Origin of the sequence: Streptomyces ovatisporus, from assembly GCF_042653885.1 — a bacterium.
GTDB lineage: Bacteria > Actinomycetota > Actinomycetes > Streptomycetales > Streptomycetaceae > Streptomyces > Streptomyces ovatisporus.
This window is the reverse complement of sequence record NZ_JBHSFH010000004.1, coordinates 331,261-346,166: the sequence shown is the minus strand read 5'-3', so window position 1 is coordinate 346,166 and position 14,906 is coordinate 331,261. Positions and strand designations below refer to the sequence as shown.

At 70.5% G+C, this 14,906-nt stretch carries 9 protein-coding genes, 1 tRNA gene and 1 pseudogene; 2 read left to right on the top strand and 9 right to left on the bottom strand.

Annotated elements, in window-relative coordinates; translation table 11 throughout:
• Positions 1 to 237: 237 nt before the first annotated feature.
• From rho to ACFPA8_RS06355, 7 genes are all read right to left on the bottom strand, one after another.
• Positions 238 to 2,271 carry a transcription termination factor Rho gene (rho, locus tag ACFPA8_RS06385; RefSeq protein WP_386443560.1) on the bottom strand — a complete coding sequence of 678 codons (2,034 nt, stop codon included), beginning with the start codon at positions 2,269 to 2,271 and terminating at the stop codon, positions 238 to 240.
• 456 nt (positions 2,272 to 2,727) lie between these two features.
• Positions 2,728 to 3,675 carry a homoserine kinase gene (thrB, locus tag ACFPA8_RS06380; RefSeq protein ID WP_386443557.1) on the bottom strand — a complete coding sequence of 316 codons (948 nt, stop codon included), beginning with the start codon at positions 3,673 to 3,675 and terminating at the stop codon, positions 2,728 to 2,730.
• 364 nt (positions 3,676 to 4,039) lie between these two features.
• Complete coding sequence (gene thrC / locus ACFPA8_RS06375) at positions 4,040 to 5,194, bottom strand: threonine synthase (protein WP_386443554.1); 1,155 nt, start codon at positions 5,192 to 5,194, stop codon at positions 4,040 to 4,042.
• A gap of 32 nt (positions 5,195 to 5,226) precedes the next feature.
• Positions 5,227 to 6,519 (bottom strand): homoserine dehydrogenase, encoded by a 1,293-nt coding sequence (locus ACFPA8_RS06370; protein WP_386443552.1) that lies wholly within the window; start codon positions 6,517 to 6,519, stop codon positions 5,227 to 5,229.
• A gap of 93 nt (positions 6,520 to 6,612) precedes the next feature.
• Complete coding sequence (lysA, locus tag ACFPA8_RS06365; RefSeq protein ID WP_386443549.1) at positions 6,613 to 8,004, bottom strand: diaminopimelate decarboxylase; 1,392 nt, start codon at positions 8,002 to 8,004, stop codon at positions 6,613 to 6,615.
• A 185-nt stretch (positions 8,005 to 8,189) separates the two neighbouring features.
• Positions 8,190 to 9,260, bottom strand: a complete 1,071-nt coding sequence (locus tag ACFPA8_RS06360) for a DALR anticodon-binding domain-containing protein (RefSeq protein ID WP_386443546.1) — start codon at positions 9,258 to 9,260, stop codon at positions 8,190 to 8,192.
• Positions 9,261 to 9,505: 245 nt separating this feature from the next.
• Positions 9,506 to 9,940 (bottom strand): response regulator, encoded by a 435-nt coding sequence (locus ACFPA8_RS06355; protein ID WP_386444667.1) that lies wholly within the window; start codon positions 9,938 to 9,940, stop codon positions 9,506 to 9,508.
• Positions 9,941 to 10,135: 195 nt separating this feature from the next.
• Here ACFPA8_RS06355 and ACFPA8_RS06350 point away from each other — a divergent pair.
• Positions 10,136 to 10,207, top strand: a tRNA-Arg gene (locus ACFPA8_RS06350).
• Between the two features lie 248 nt (positions 10,208 to 10,455).
• Here the strand turns inward: ACFPA8_RS06350 and ACFPA8_RS06345 are convergent.
• Both ACFPA8_RS06345 and ACFPA8_RS06340 read right to left on the bottom strand, forming a co-directional pair.
• Positions 10,456 to 10,655, bottom strand: a pseudogene (locus ACFPA8_RS06345) (tyrosine-type recombinase/integrase); the annotation flags it as partial.
• 200 nt (positions 10,656 to 10,855) lie between these two features.
• Entirely contained in the window at positions 10,856 to 11,413 is a 558-nt protein-coding gene (locus ACFPA8_RS06340) for a hypothetical protein (RefSeq protein WP_386443544.1), read from the bottom strand.
• A gap of 221 nt (positions 11,414 to 11,634) precedes the next feature.
• On the opposite strand from ACFPA8_RS06340, the gene ACFPA8_RS06335 reads away from it, so the two are divergent.
• Complete coding sequence (locus ACFPA8_RS06335) at positions 11,635 to 14,853, top strand: NACHT domain-containing protein (protein ID WP_386443541.1); 3,219 nt, start codon at positions 11,635 to 11,637, stop codon at positions 14,851 to 14,853.
• The last annotated feature ends 53 nt before the right edge of the window (positions 14,854 to 14,906 follow it).

The following is a 14,906-nucleotide window of genomic DNA, read 5'->3' as shown; positions in this document are numbered from 1 at the left end:
CACACGGTGACTTCGACGCCTCTGCTGTGATGATCGGCGCGGGTTCGTACAGAGAGTGGCCGTACGCGTCCGACCTGCGGCGATGCGCCAACTCAGCGATGAGCAGCGGTATGCCGGCGGGCCGTGGGTGTGGGCAAGCTCTCAGCGTCCGTCACGCACAGCGAGGACCGCCCCACCACATGTGGTGGGGCGGTCCTCGTCGACCGGGCCCTCAAGGCCCCGGCGGAGCGGCCTTCGTCAGTCGCCGCCGTTGCCGGGCGTGGGCGTCGTCTTCTGGATCTGGAGCAGGAACTCGGTGTTCGACTTCGTCTGCTTCATCTTGTCCAGGAGCAGTTCGATGGCCTGCTGCTGGTCCAGGGCGTGCAGCACGCGGCGGAGCTTCCAGATGATCTGGAGCTCGTCCGACGGCATGAGGATCTCTTCCTTGCGGGTGCCGGAGGCGTCCACGTCCACGGCGGGGAAGATGCGCTTCTCGGCGAGCTTCCGGTCGAGCTTGAGCTCCATGTTGCCGGTGCCCTTGAACTCCTCGAAGATCACCTCGTCCATGCGCGAACCGGTCTCCACCAGCGCGGCGGCCAGGATCGTCAGCGAACCGCCGTCCTCGATGTTGCGCGCCGCACCGAAGAACTTCTTCGGCGGGTACAGCGCGGTGGAGTCCACACCACCGGAGAGGATGCGCCCCGAGGCCGGAGCCGAGAGGTTGTAGGCGCGCCCGAGCCGGGTGATGTTGTCCAGCAGCACGACCACGTCGTGACCGAGCTCCACGAGCCGCTTCGCGCGCTCGATCGCCAGCTCCGCGATCGTGGTGTGGTCCTCGGCGGGACGGTCGAAGGTCGAGGAGATGACCTCTCCCTTGACCGACCGCTGCATGTCGGTGACCTCTTCGGGCCGCTCGTCGACCAGAACCACCATCAAGTGGCACTCGGGGTTGTTCACCGTGATCGAGTTCGCGATGGACTGGAGCACCATCGTCTTGCCCGCCTTGGGCGGTGCCACGATCAGACCTCGCTGGCCCTTGCCGATCGGCGAGACCAGGTCGATGATCCGCGAGGTCAGGTGGTTCGGCTCCGTCTCCAGCCGCAGCCGCTCCTGCGGGTACAGCGGGGTGAGCTTGTTGAACTCCGCCCGCGACTTGCCGCCCTCGGGAGTCGCGCCGTTGACCGAGTCGAGGCGCACCAGCGCGTTGAACTTCTCCCGCCGCTCGCCCTCGCGGGGCTGACGGACCGCACCGGTGATGTGGTCGCCCTTGCGCAGTCCGTTCTTGCGGACCTGTGCCAGCGACACGTACACGTCGTTCGGGCCCGGCAGGTATCCGGAGGTCCGCACGAACGCGTAGTTGTCGAGGATGTCGAGGATCCCGGCAACCGGGATCAGGACGTCGTCCTCGGCGACCTGCGGCTCGAATTCGTCACGCCCGCCGCGACGGCCGCGGCGGTCACGGTAGCGGCCCCTGCGGCCACGCCGGCCGCCTTCGAAATCGTCGTCGTCACGACGGCCGCCGCCGCCCTGGTTCTGGTTCTGGCCGCCGCCCTGGCTCTGACCGCCGCCGTCGCCGCCCTTGCCGCGGCCGCGCTGACGGTCGCGCTTGGAGGGACGGTCCTGCTGCTGCCGCCCGCCGCCGTCACCCCGGCCGTCGTTGCGGTCGCCCCGGGAGCCGTCGCCACGGGCCTCGCCCTTGCCGGACTGGCCGCCGTCCTGCTGCCGGCCCTCGGCCGCGTCCACGGCGGCCTCGGCCTTGCCGTTGCCTTCACTCCGCTCGCGGCGGCCGCGCCGCCCGTCCGCGGCCTTCTCCTCGTTGGCCGGCTGGCCGGGGATGTCGATCTGCTGGGCGTCCTGCCCGCCGTCAGCGGCGTCGTCGCCCGTACGCGCCTTGGAGGTCGCCCGGCGCTTCGGCTTGGTGCCCGCGTCCCCGGCTTCCCCGTCGGCGGCGTTCCCGGCGTCCTTCGCACGGTCAGGAGCAGCTGACGGTCCGCCAGAACCGCCCGACTGCTTCTCCTTGATGGTTTCGATCAACTGGCTCTTGCGCATCCGCGCGGTGCCTTTGATGCCGAGACCGGAGGCGACTTGCTGGAGCTCGGCGAGAACCATGCCCTCAAGCCCGGTGCCGGAGCGCCGACGCTTGGGCGCAGCACCGGAGGCAGGCGCGGCAGAAGCGTCCGTAGCAGGCGCGTCGGCATTGTTCCCGGACGTACCCCCGGAAGGGGTACCACCCGAGCCGCCGGCCTCGGAGGCAGCGGCGTTCACGCCCATCAGATCGGTGGTGTCGCTCACTAAGGGTCCTTCCCTGGAGCGGACGTCGGCCTGTCTGGCTCGGCGACCGGTCGTGCTGTCCGGCGGGGGTCCTGTACGAGCGGACCTGACCGAAACGGTGGTCCCGCCTGCATGTGTGGCGGGGAGATCAATTCATGGTTCGACGTACAACAAAGGACGTGTTGTCCTGCACGTCGGCTCCGGAGCGTGCTCGAGACTGCCAAGCGAGGCGAAGCAGCGTGGGAGGCTCCTGGAAGAAGAGGCGATCCCTGGGGCTCTGCCCTGGGGGACCACACAAGCACTGCACTCTACGGGCCACCACAGGATTTCACGTGTGGACCACGAGACTGCGAGTACAGACTTGAGGTTAACACTACCGGATCCAACAAACATTCCCCCTCTCTCGGATCTCTCCCGGATCTCTCCGGTCGTCGTCCTCTGCCCGGGCCCCGACCGGCCCGGAGAGTTCCTGTCCTGTCACTGAGGTGCGCCGCGGGCCGTACCGTCCGCCTTGAGCGGCAGCACGCACGCGCCCGCGGCGTCGAGGCTCAGCCTGTTCGCCGTCCATTGCTCTCCTGCCAGGCGGGCCACCTTCTCGGCGGCTCCGTCCCCCTCGGGAAGCGCGAGCACCGTGGGCCCCGCACCCGAGACAACTGCTGGGACGTCATCGGCCCGCAATCGGTTCAGCAGTTCCACGCTCTCCTGCATCGCCGGAGCCCGGTACTCCTGGTGCAGGCGGTCCTCCGTCGCGGGCAGCAGCAGATCGGGGCGCCTGGTCAGCGCCTCGACGAGCAGCGCGGCCCGTCCCGCGTTGAACGCCGCGTCCACATGCGGCACATGACGGGGCAACAGTCCGCGGGCCGTCTCCGTCAGCAGTGGTCTGGCCGGCACGAAGACCACCGGTACGACGGACGCCGCCGGCTCCATCCTGATGGCACGTGCCGCACCGGCGTCCATCCACGCGAGGGTGAAGCCGCCGAGCAGACAGGCGGCGACGTTGTCCGGATGGCCTTCGATCTCGGTGGCCAGCTCCAGCATCGCGGCGTCGTCCAGCCGGGCCTCCCCGCCCGTGGTGACCGCGCGGGCGGCCATGATGCCGGCGCAGATCGCGGCGGAGGACGAGCCGAGGCCGCGTCCGTGCGGGATGCGGTTCGCGCACACGACCTCCAGACCTCGCGGCTGCCCGCCGAGCAGGTCGAAGGCTGTGCGCAGCGACCGTACGAGCAGGTGGTCCTCGTCGCGGGGGAGTGTCTCGGCGCCCTCACCGGCGATGTCGATGTGCAGCCCGGCATCGGCGACCCGTACCACGACGTCGTCGTAGAGCCCCAGCGCAAGGCCCAGGGTGTCGTAGCCGGGGCCGAGGTTGGCGCTTGTGGCGGGAACGCGCACACGGACAGCTGCGGCGCGGAACGCGGGGCCGGCCATCTCCCGATGACTCTCCTTGGTTGGTCGAGACGATTTCCCGTAGGACCGCGGCGTGACGCCGGACCGGTCGATGACCCAGTGTGTTCCGGACCTTACGGGCCGGACGTGACCCCCGGCGGACACGGGGGACCGAAGTAGGTGCGGGGGGTTCGGGGTTGTTCGAGACAGGTTCAAGCTTATCGAAGGAAGGTTCACCGACGACACAGGGCGCACGGGAGGCGCACGATGCGTGTCGTATACGGCTCCGCGCTCCCTCGCCGCCGCCCCCTGCCGGCAGGGGGCAGGCCCGCTCCCGCACCGGCGGCGTCCCGCCCGGACGGAAGCAGTCACCAGGTGACTGCCCCGATCCGGGCCGGCGGACACCTCAGGCGAGACCCAGCCGTTCGGCTGCCGCGTCCGCGTCGATCGGCACGATCACCGGCTGCGGAGCGCCCGCCACCGCCCAGTCCGGGTCCTTGAGGCCGTTGCCGGTCACGGTGCACACCACCCGCTGCCCCGGCTCCAGCTGCCCCTGCTCGGCCGCCTGCAGCAGCCCGGCCACGGACGCCGCCGAGGCGGGTTCCACGAAGACGCCCTCCCGCTGCGCCAACAGCTTGTAGGCGCGCAGGATTTGACGGTCCGTCACCGCGTCGATCAAGCCGCCCGACTCGTCCCGTGCCCGCTCGGCGAACTCCCACGAAGCGGGATTGCCGATCCTGATGGCGGTGGCGATGGTGCTGGGGTCCTTCACCGCCTCGCCGCGCACGATGGGCGCCGCACCGGACGCCTGGAATCCCCACATGCGGGGCGTGCGGGTCGCCGGGCCGTCCGCCGCGTATTCGCGGTAACCCCGCCAGTACGCGGTGATGTTGCCCGCGTTGCCGACCGGCAGGACATGGACGTCGGGCGCGTCCCCGAGCATGTCGACGACCTCGAAGGAAGCGGTCTTCTGGCCTTCGATGCGGTGCGGGTTGACCGAATTCACCAGCGCCACCGGGTACTTGTCGGAAAGGCCGCGAGCGAGGGTGAGACAGTCGTCGAAATTGCCCTCCACCTGGAGGATCTTGGCGCCGTGCACCAGAGCCTGGCCCATCTTGCCGAGCGCGATCTTGCCCTGGGGGACGAGGACCGCACAGACCATGCCCGCCCGTACGGCATAGGCCGCCGCCGACGCCGAAGTGTTGCCGGTGGACGCGCAGATGACGGCCTGAGCGCCCTCCTCCTTGGCCTGCGTGATGGCCATCGTCATGCCGCGGTCCTTGAAGGAACCGGTGGGGTTCGCGCCCTCGACCTTGAGATGGACGTCGCAGCCGGTGAGTTCGGAGAGCAGCTGCGCCGGTACGAGCGGAGTGCCCCCCTCGCGGAGGCTCACGGGGGTCGTGCCGGGGCGTAGGGAGAGCCGCTCGCGGTACTCCTCGATGACTCCTCGCCACTGCCGGGTGACGGTGGCGGGCCCGGAAGCTCCCCGGGCGGACGGTTCGGATGCCGCTGAAGCCGCTGACGCTGCGGATGCTCCGGATGCGGATGCTGCGCTTTCCATGGTGGTCACTGTCCTTCGACTCCCCTGCTGCCCTATTCGCCCTCGACCCGCATGATGCTGGCGACGCCGCGCACCGTGTCCAGTTTGCGCAGTGCTTCGACGGTCGCGCTGAGCGCGGCGTCCGCCGCGCGGTGGGTGACGACGACGAGCCACGCGTCGCCGTCCTTGCCCTGCTGCCGGACGGTGTCGATGGAGACCCCGTGCTCCGCGAAGACGGTGGCCACCTGGGCGAGGACGCCGGGTTTGTCCGCCACGTCGAGGCTGATGTGGTACCGCGTGACGACCTCGCCCATGGGGGAGACCGGCAGCTGCGTGTACGACGACTCACCGGGCCCCCGGCCGCCGCTGAGCTTGTTGCGGCAGGCGGCCACCAGGTCGCCCAGCACGGCGGAGGCCGTGGGCGCGCCGCCCGCCCCGGGTCCGTAGAACATCAGCTGGCCGGCGGCGTCCGACTCGACGAAGACCGCGTTGTACGCCTCGCGGACGTTGGACAGCGGATGACTGAGCGGAATCATCGCGGGATGCACGCGCGCCGTGACGGAGCGGCCGTCGGCGGCGCGCTCGCAGATGGCCAGCAGCTTGACCGTGCAGCCCATGCGCTTCGCGGAGGCGATGTCGGAGGCGGTGACCTCGGTCAGGCCCTCGCGGTGCACGTCGTCGAGGCGTACGCGCGTGTGGAAGGCGATACCGGCGAGGATCGCGGCCTTGGCGGCGGCGTCGAACCCCTCGACGTCGGCGGTCGGGTCGGCCTCCGCGTAGCCGAGGGCGGTGGCCTCGTCGAGCGCCTCGCCGTACCCGGTCCCGCTGGAGTCCATCCGGTCGAGGATGAAGTTCGTGGTGCCGTTGACGATGCCGAGGACGCGGTTGACCTTGTCACCGGCCAGGGACTCGCGCAGCGGCCTGACCAGCGGGATCGCGGCCGCGACGGCCGCTTCGTAGTACAGGTCGGCGCCGTGTTTCTCCGCAGCCTCGTGGAGCGTGGGGCCGTCCTCGGCGAGGAGCGCCTTGTTGGCCGTCACCACGCTGGCGCCGTTCTCGAAGGCGGAGGTGATCAGCGCGCGGGCGGGTTCGATGCCGCCGATGACCTCGACGACGACGTCGATGTCCGCACGCCTGGCGAGAGCGGCCGCGTCCGTGGTGACCAGGGCGGGGTCGATGCCCTCGCGCACACGGTCGGGGCGGCGCACGGCCACCCCCGCCAGTTCGACGGGGGCGCCTATGCGGGCTGCGAGGTCCTCGGCGTGCGTCGTCATGATGCGTGCCACCTCTGAGCCGACCACTCCACAGCCCAGCAGCGCCACCTTCAGCGGACGCGTACGCATCATCCGACCTCGCCTCTCGTCATTTCCTGTGCTGTCAGTCTCACGTAAGGATCGGGAGAATCGACGCCCGTTCCAACATGTGGGACGTATATCTCGCTAACCGACATCGAGTCGCAAGAGATCTTCTTCCGTCTCCCTGCGGATGATCACTCGGGCCGCGCCGTCGCGTACCGCGACGACGGGCGGCCGCAGCGCGTGGTTGTAGTTGTTCGCCATCGAACGGCAGTAGGCGCCCGTCGCGGGAACGGCGAGGAGGTCCCCCGGCGCGACGTCCGCGGGCAGGAAGGCGTCCCGCACGACGATGTCCCCGCTCTCGCAGTGCTTGCCCACGACGCGCGAGAGCATCGGCTCGGCGTCCGACGCCCGGGAGACCAGCGAGACGCTGTACTCGGCGTCGTAGAGCGCGGTGCGGACGTTGTCCGACATGCCTCCGTCCACGCTGACGTACGTACGCAGGCCGGGCAGCTCCTTGACCGTCCCCACCTCGTAGACCGTGCACGCCGAAGGCCCGACGATGGCGCGGCCCGGCTCGACGGACAGCCGGGGCACGGCGAGTTCCGCTCCCCGGCACTCGCGGCTGACGATCTCGCGGAGCGACTTGGCGATTGTGTGCGGTTCGCTGGGGTCGTCCTCGGGTGTGTAGGCGATGCCGAGGCCGCCGCCGAGGTCGATCTCCGGCAGTTCCAGGCCGTGCTCGTCACGGATGTCCGCGAGCAGGCCGACGACGCGGTGTGCGGCCACCTCGAAGCCCGAGGTGTCGAAGATCTGCGAGCCGATGTGCGAGTGGATGCCGACCAGTTCCAGGCTGTCCAGCTTCAGCACGCGGCGCACCGCCTCGGCCGCCTGCCCCCCGGCGAGCGCGAGTCCGAACTTCTGGTCCTCGTGCGCGGTCGCGATGAACTCGTGGGTGTGCGCCTCGACGCCGACGGTGACCCGGATCTGGACCGGCTGGCGCCTGCCCAGCGTGTCGGCGATGTGGGCGACGCGGACGATCTCCTGGAAGGAGTCCAGGACGATACGCCCCACGCCTGCCTCGATCGCCTGGCGGAGCTCGGCGGACGACTTGTTGTTGCCGTGCAGTGCGATCCGCTCGGGCGGCATGCCGCCGGCGAGAGCGATCGACAGTTCACCGCCGGAGCAGACGTCGAGGTTGAGCCCCTCCTCGGTCAGCCAGCGCACGACCGCGCGGGAGAGGAACGCCTTGCCCGCGTAGAAGACGTCGGCGTCCGGGCCGAAGGCGTCACGCCAGGCGCGGCAGCGGGTGCGGAAGTCGTCCTCGTCGAGCACGAAGAGCGCCGTACCGAACTCTTCGGCCAGCTCGGCGAGGCCGAGACCGCCGATGCTGACGGAGCCGGCCCCGGAACGGGCCGTCGTGAGGGGCCAGACCTTGGGGTCGAGTGCGTTGAGGTCGGCGGGCGGTGCCGTGTAGTGCCCCTCGGGGAGCACATCGGCGTACCGCGGGCCCGCGGGGTGGGCGGAGCGGCTCATGCGGGGGCCTCGCTCTCACTGTGCAGGAGGGGGAGGTGGGAGTGCGGGTTCATGTCGGTCGTGCGTCCTTTGCGAAGTCTGGGACGTCCCGGAGGCCGGGCGCTCGCGGGGTGCGAGGGAGCTCTCGGCCGCGGGGGACTCGGGATCTCTCGGTCGGGGCCCGCCGTGAGGTCTCACGCGGAGACTCAGAGGCGGGCGGGCGCGGTGACGCCGAGCTGGGACAGGCCGCCTGCCAGCACCGCCCCGGTGGCTTCGACGAGGGCCATCCGGGCACGGTGGGCGGCCCCGGGTTTCTCGTCACCGCGGGGCAGGGGCGGACATCGGTCGTGGAACTCGAAGAAGGCATCGCCCACGGCCACGAGATGACGGGCCTGCCGTGCCGGGTCGGACTGCTCACTGATGCGCCGGTGGTCGGCGAGGAGCGCGAGCAGGGCGCGTGCGCTGGGACTTCCGTACGGGGAGCGCGGGCGTCCGTCGCTGCTGTCGCAGTTCCGCACCCTGTCACTGTCGCTGCTGTTGCCGTCGCTGTCGCTGCTGTCGCTGTCGCTGGGTGCGACGCCGGGGCTGGGGCTGTGCTTGCCGGTGCACGCGTACGGGTCGCCGCAGAAGCCCAGGTCACGGGCGTTGCGTGAGAGGGCGCGGGTGCGGGCGTGTGCGTACTGGACGTGGAAGAGCGGGCTGGAGCGGGATGTCCGCACGGCGAGCGCGGCCGGGGCGTCGCCGGTGACGGCGCTCCACCGGGCGATGTCGGTGGCGGGATCGTCGGGGGCGGGATCGTCGCTGGGCGCGGCCCCTTCGGCGGTGGCGGCGATGGCGGTAGCGGTGGCAGCGGTGGCGGTAGCGGTGGCAGCGGTGGCAGTGCGGGCCGGGACGGTACGGACGGGAGCGTCGGCGCCGACGCCGGTGTGGGCACGCGCGGCCCGCGTCAGCTCTTCGACGAGCGCCGCCCTGGCCCGGTCCTCCAACGTGATGTTGAGAAAGCCGCCGCCCGTGACCTCCACGCTCCGCACGCCGTCCTGCTCCGCGAGCCTCGCCCGGAGGACCTGCGCCACCTCGTACGGCGCCACCCCGGACGCCTTCGCCAACCGGAAGGCGACGCTGACCGAGTAATCCCCCTCGCCACGCTTCGGCGGCGCCTCGACCACCACCCGCTCCGGCAGTTCGAGGCCGTCCCGCGTCGGGAGCAGGAGCTCACCTCTCTGGGCGGCGCAGCGCACTGTGTGCAGGACAGTGCGGGAGAGCTGGGCGGGTGTCACGGAGCAAGCGTATGGGAGAGGGGGTGGGTGTGCGCGAACCGGTTTGCCCGAGACGTGCGGAGGCGTGGCGGAGACCCCCCGGGGGCGGCCACTGAGGGCGGCGTCGGAGCGTAACCGCTGGTGACGGTGGGCGCCGACGGGCAGCCGTTCCGCCACGAGACTGCCGATCCGGCACCCCGAGGCGTCGGGGACCGGCCGGGGCACGGAGGCGTGCGTCAGGGGGGAACGCGTCAGGGGGGAACGCGTCAGGGGCGCGCCTGCCCCACGGCCGACTCCTCCCCCTCCTCCTTGGTCTCGCTCCCGCCGGTCGCACCGGTCGCACCGGTCAACTGCCGTACCATACGGACCAGTTCGGACGGCTCGAAGGGCTTCGCCAGCAGTGCGTCGACCGGTGGCTCCCGCCCTTCGTCGTCGCCGAGATGAGAGCGTCCGCTCACGATCGCCACGGGGATGTGGCGCGTACGGGGATCGGAGCGGAGGCGGGCTGCTGTGCGCAGACCGTCGAGGCGGGGCATCATCACGTCGAGCGTGACGAGATCGGGACGGACACCGTGCACGACGTCCAGGCACTCGACACCGTCGGCGGCGGTCACGACCTCGAAGCCTTCCAGCTCGAGATTGACCTTGATCAGCTGCCGGACAACCTTGTCGTCGTCCACGACAAGAACCCGGCCGGACATACCTGGCACGCCACAAAGCCTAGGCACACCCCTCCCCCGTCGTCCGGGTTTTGCCCTTTTCCACCCCTGCGGGCGGCGCACCGTCACAACATCCACACCCGTCCCCACACGGGCGTCAGGCCCTGAAACCCGGTTCCGGTGCACCACCACCGAGCTGGTACTGTTCTTCCTGTCGCCGCCGACAAGCGCCGACGAGCCCCCGTAGCTCAGGGGATAGAGCAACGGCCTCCGGAGCCGTGTGCGCAGGTTCGAATCCTGCCGGGGGTACTTCTCATCAAGTACCCAAACGCCCCGCCACCAGCCATGATGCTGAGTGCGGGGCGTTGTTGCGTGTGCAGCCGAACGCGGCTCGAAGCAGCCTCATGACAGTGATCATGTTGTAATAGCGTCATGATCTTGGATGGCTTCGGCCCAGGTCAGGGCCGGTTTCACGCGGCTTCGACGTAGTGGCTTGAGAGCACGCCGAAAGCCCCGGATCTCTCCGGGGCTCTGGTCGTTCTGTCAGCATGGCCGGGCTACTCCGTCTCCTCCAGGCCCTTCATGATCCGCTCGTTCATCTCCGCTTCCTGACCGTCGATGCACTTGGCGTAGATCTTGAGCAGCACCTCCACCGAGTGGCGGCTCGTCGAGCGACCTCCGGAGCAGGGACACCGGAGTTGAGCCACTGAGAGACGCAGGCGTGCCGCAGGTCGTACGGCTTTGCGGCCAGCGCCGCTCCGCCGCCGGTAGCGAGGCCCGCTCCAACCAGCGCAGGGCCGTCGCGACATCTTCCCGCCGCTCCCGCTCACGGCGTGGGGTCGGCAAGACGTAGGAACGCAGCGCTCGGCGAACCACCGCCGGTTCCGGGCGACCCCGAGCCGCTTTGGTCAGGGCCGGCACCGCCACGGCCAGACTCATCCGGCCCGCGCCCGATCCTCACCAACGCTCCGCCGCCTTCCGCAGGGTGAGCAGTTGGCGGCGCATCATGGCGAGGTCGCCCCACGCCAGCAGCGGACGGCGCAGCCGCCCCAGCATCCCTTCCGCGCCGCCCACCACGAGCTTCGCGACCAGCCTGGTACTCCCGGGCCCCTCCTCGGTCACCGCGTAGGTGACGGCGAAGTCCCCGAACATGCGCCTGCCTTGGGCGGAGTCCAGGGCCAGGGTCAGATGCCGGTCAGTCGAGAAGCCGGCCAGCCGGAAGATCCGCATGACCCGCTGGCCTGTCTCCAGATGCTCCACGCCAGGGGTGAGCCTGCGGGGGCTCCGGCGTCCGCGATTGTCCAGCAAGTCGTAGCTGTACGGGGCGATTTTGAGCTGGCACAGCCAGCGAAAGACGGTGGCGCGGTCCGCGGCGACGGTGACCGCGCGGAACCACTCCTCGCGGGGCCCGTGGATCAGCCCGTCGCACGGATAGGCCCTGCGGACCTCGTCCTCCCGTGCGCCCCACACCCGCGGCAGTCGCCCGCGGACCGTCGTATCGCGTCTGCCGTTCACATGTGCAGCGTCCGCCCGACCGCTCCTGAAGGTCAACCGGCGCCGAAGCCGCCGGCGTCCGCGCAACAGGCCGCTGCATGACCCCAGTCGGCTGTCCGTATGACCGCACTTCACGCGAAAGAGTTGCGTTCCGGCGGATAGGCTTTACCGGTACGGGCCGGGTCGGAGCGGCCGTCGACAGACCGGCCCGGGCAGAGATCCGCGGCAGGGGGACGAAAGTCATGGAAGGCACGGCGGGGCTGCAGATCGCCGCGAAGACGGTCGCACCTCTGCTGACGCGGCTGCTGCTGCCCGCTTCCCGCCTACCGGCCGCCGAGTACAACGAGCCCGCGATCCGCGTGCGCCGGCTGCTGTCCTTCGCACGGGAACACCGCACGCTCACCGAGGACGATCTGCACAAGCTCGCACGGGAGTTGGTGCGCCGCGCCGTACGGGCCGCGGGTCCGCACGATCCGCCCGTGGTTCCCGAGCAGCGCGACGCCGTCGGGCAGGCCCTGACCCGTACGCTGCATGCGCTCGGCGACCTGGAAATGGACGACGTGCAGGCGGTGGCGCTGGGTCCGGAGGCGCTGGCGGAGAAGCTCGCGCAGGCAGCGGGCGCCCAGACGCGGCGGCTGCTGGGCGAGGACGCCGGGCGCTTCCACGACCGGCTGCTGGTGACGGCGTGCGTGCACATCTTGCGCTTCTTCAGCGAACGACCCGGATTCGGCGCCCGTACGGACATCGAAGTGCGCCAGGAGCAACGCGAGATCCACCGGAAGGTCGAGCGCGTGCTGGAGCAGCTCGGCCGCCTCTCGCGCGAAGAGGCCGAGGGCGACGCGGAGTTCGAGGCGGACTACGCGGCGTTCGTCGCCCGCAGACAGAACCGGCTGGTCATCCACGGAGTCGACCTCAACGATCCCGACGACTCCAACTGGCCGCTGGAGAGCGCCTATCTCACGCTCGACGCCGTCCCCCTGCGCAGCGGTGCCGAGCCGGAGGACAACGGCGACCCGGGAGACGACTCCGACGGCGACGGTCCGGACACCGAGGGCGGCCAGCCACTGGAGGGCGCGTTCGCCGACCACGAGCGGCTGCTGCTGCGAGGTGTCGCCGGCACCGGCAAGACGACCCTCGTGCAGTGGCTCGCGTACATCACCGCACGGCAGAAAGGGGAAGCCGGGCGCGACCTCGCACCGCAGCTACTCGGCCGCGTCCCCTTCGTGCTGCCGCTGCGCACGCTCACGGGCAGGGACGCCCGACTGCCTTCGCCCAACGGCTTCCTCGGGTGGGCCGGCGGTGTGATGGACGCCCCGGAGGGCTGGGCCCAGCGCGTCATGAAGAGCGGACGCGCTCTGATGCTCGTCGACGGCGTGGACGAGATCCCGAAGGACCAGCGCGACGGTGTACGGGAGTGGCTGCGCGGCCTGATGGACGCCTACCCCGGCAATCTGTGGCTGGTCACCACGCGTCCCGCCGCCCTGGAACGCGGCTGGCTCTCGGGGGAGTCGTTCCGCGAGTACACGCTCAACGCCATGCGGCCCTCGGACACGAAGCGGTTCGTCGAGCGCTGGCACGTCGCGGCGGGTGCCGACCCGGAGTCCGGCAGGGACCTGGCCGAAGTGCTGCGGGTCACCCCCGAGTTGAGCAGGCTCGCCACCAACCCGCTGATGTGCGGGCTGATCTGCGCGCTGAACCGGGAGCGCCGCGGCGTGCTGCCCCACGACCGGATCACCCTGTACGAGGCGGCACTCGACATGCTGCTGCGGCGGCGCGACCCGGAGCGCAAGGTCTACACACTGCTCAACCGGGAAGCGGCCACCGAACCGCTCAAGGCGCTGGCGCACTGGCTGATCCGTAACGAGCGCATGCAACTCGACCGGGACGACGCGGCCGAGATCGTACGCCGCCTTCAGCTGTCCGTGCCGCGGCTGAAGCGCCTGGGCACCGCCGACGAGGCGCTGCAGTTCCTGCTGGAGCGCTCCGGTCTGCTGCGCGAACCCACGGACGGTGCGGTCGCCTTCATCCACCGCACCTTTCAGGACTTCCTCGGAGCCAAGGCCCTGCTCGAAGAACGCGACATGGGCATGCTGGTCAACAACGCGCACCTGGACGAGTGGGAGGACGTCGTGCAGATGGCGGTCGCGCAGGGCGACCACATGCAGCGCGCCGACATCCTCACCGGCCTGACCGACCGCGCCGATCAGGCGCAGGAACCCGCCGTACAGGACCGGCTGCGGCTGCTCGCCCTCGCCTCGCTGGAAGTGGCCACCAGACTGGACCCGGAGGTGGTCCAGACGGTACGGGACCAGGCCAGCCGCATGGTGCCGCCCAGGAGTCTGCGGCAGGCGCGAGGTCTGGCGCGTACCGGACCGCTGGTGCTCAATCTGCTGCCGGGAGCGGCCGAGCTGTCGGGCGACGAGGAACTGGCGACCGTGCATGCGATCTGCCAGATCGGGGGTGACGCCGCCATCTCCAGGCTCCAGGAGTTCCTGGACACCGGCCGGCCCTCCGTACGGGCGCAACTGCTGGGCCACTGGGACCGGTTCGATACCGAGACATACGCGACGGAGATCATCCGTCCGCTCCTGGCGTCGACACCCGGCGGACTGGTGACCGCGCGGTCGTCCGGCGAACTGGCGGCGCTGCGGGGCATGCCCGGCTGTGAACGGGTGGGCTGCCACGGGGACTTCGCGCTGGAGGACATCCTCGCGGCACTCGACCCGGGGAACCTGCGCGAGCTGCGGCTGCGCGGCACGCTCCAACTCGGCGACCTCGGTGTACTGGAGGAGTTCGGGTCCCTGGAGACCCTGGTCCTGGAGGGCTGCCGCAACCTGCGGGACCCCGCGCCGCTCGCGCGGCTCACGGGTCTGAAGCGGCTGACGCTGCGGAACCTTCCGGGATTCGAGCCGATGAGCGAACTCGAGGAGTGCGGCGAGCTGGACGAGCTGCACCTGGGGTCAGACGTGCCGTGGCGGGGGCTGACCGACCTGCCGTGCACGGGACGGCTCCGTGTGCTGTCGCTTCCTCCGGCGGCGACGGAGCTGGAGGGCATCGCGGCGTTCGGCGCCCTGGAGGAGTTGCGCCTGCGGGAGGCGAGCGGGCGTCTCGTACCGGACGAGTGGGGCGCCCTGCTGGCCGGTCTGCCGCGCCTGCGTACCCTGTCGCTCTCCCCGGCCCAGCTCAGCATGCTGCTGTTCGCCGCTCCCCGCGTGGAGATTCCGCAGGTGACGCGGCTGGAGGTGCGTGCCAGGGCACGGTCACGGCTGGACCTGGACATGATCGCCAGGCGGCTGCCGGGGCTGAGGGAGCTGTATGTCTCCCAGGCGGCCGAGATCGACCTCTCACAACTCGCGGGACTGCAGGAACTGCGCCACATACGGCTCGAATATCCGGGAACGGTCCATGGCACGAATCCGCGCCCGGAGACGATCGAGCTCGATGTTTACCCGCATTTGTGACCGTTCCGCGCCGCGACGGCTTCGGTGATGTCACACGCTGGCCACGGTTGGTG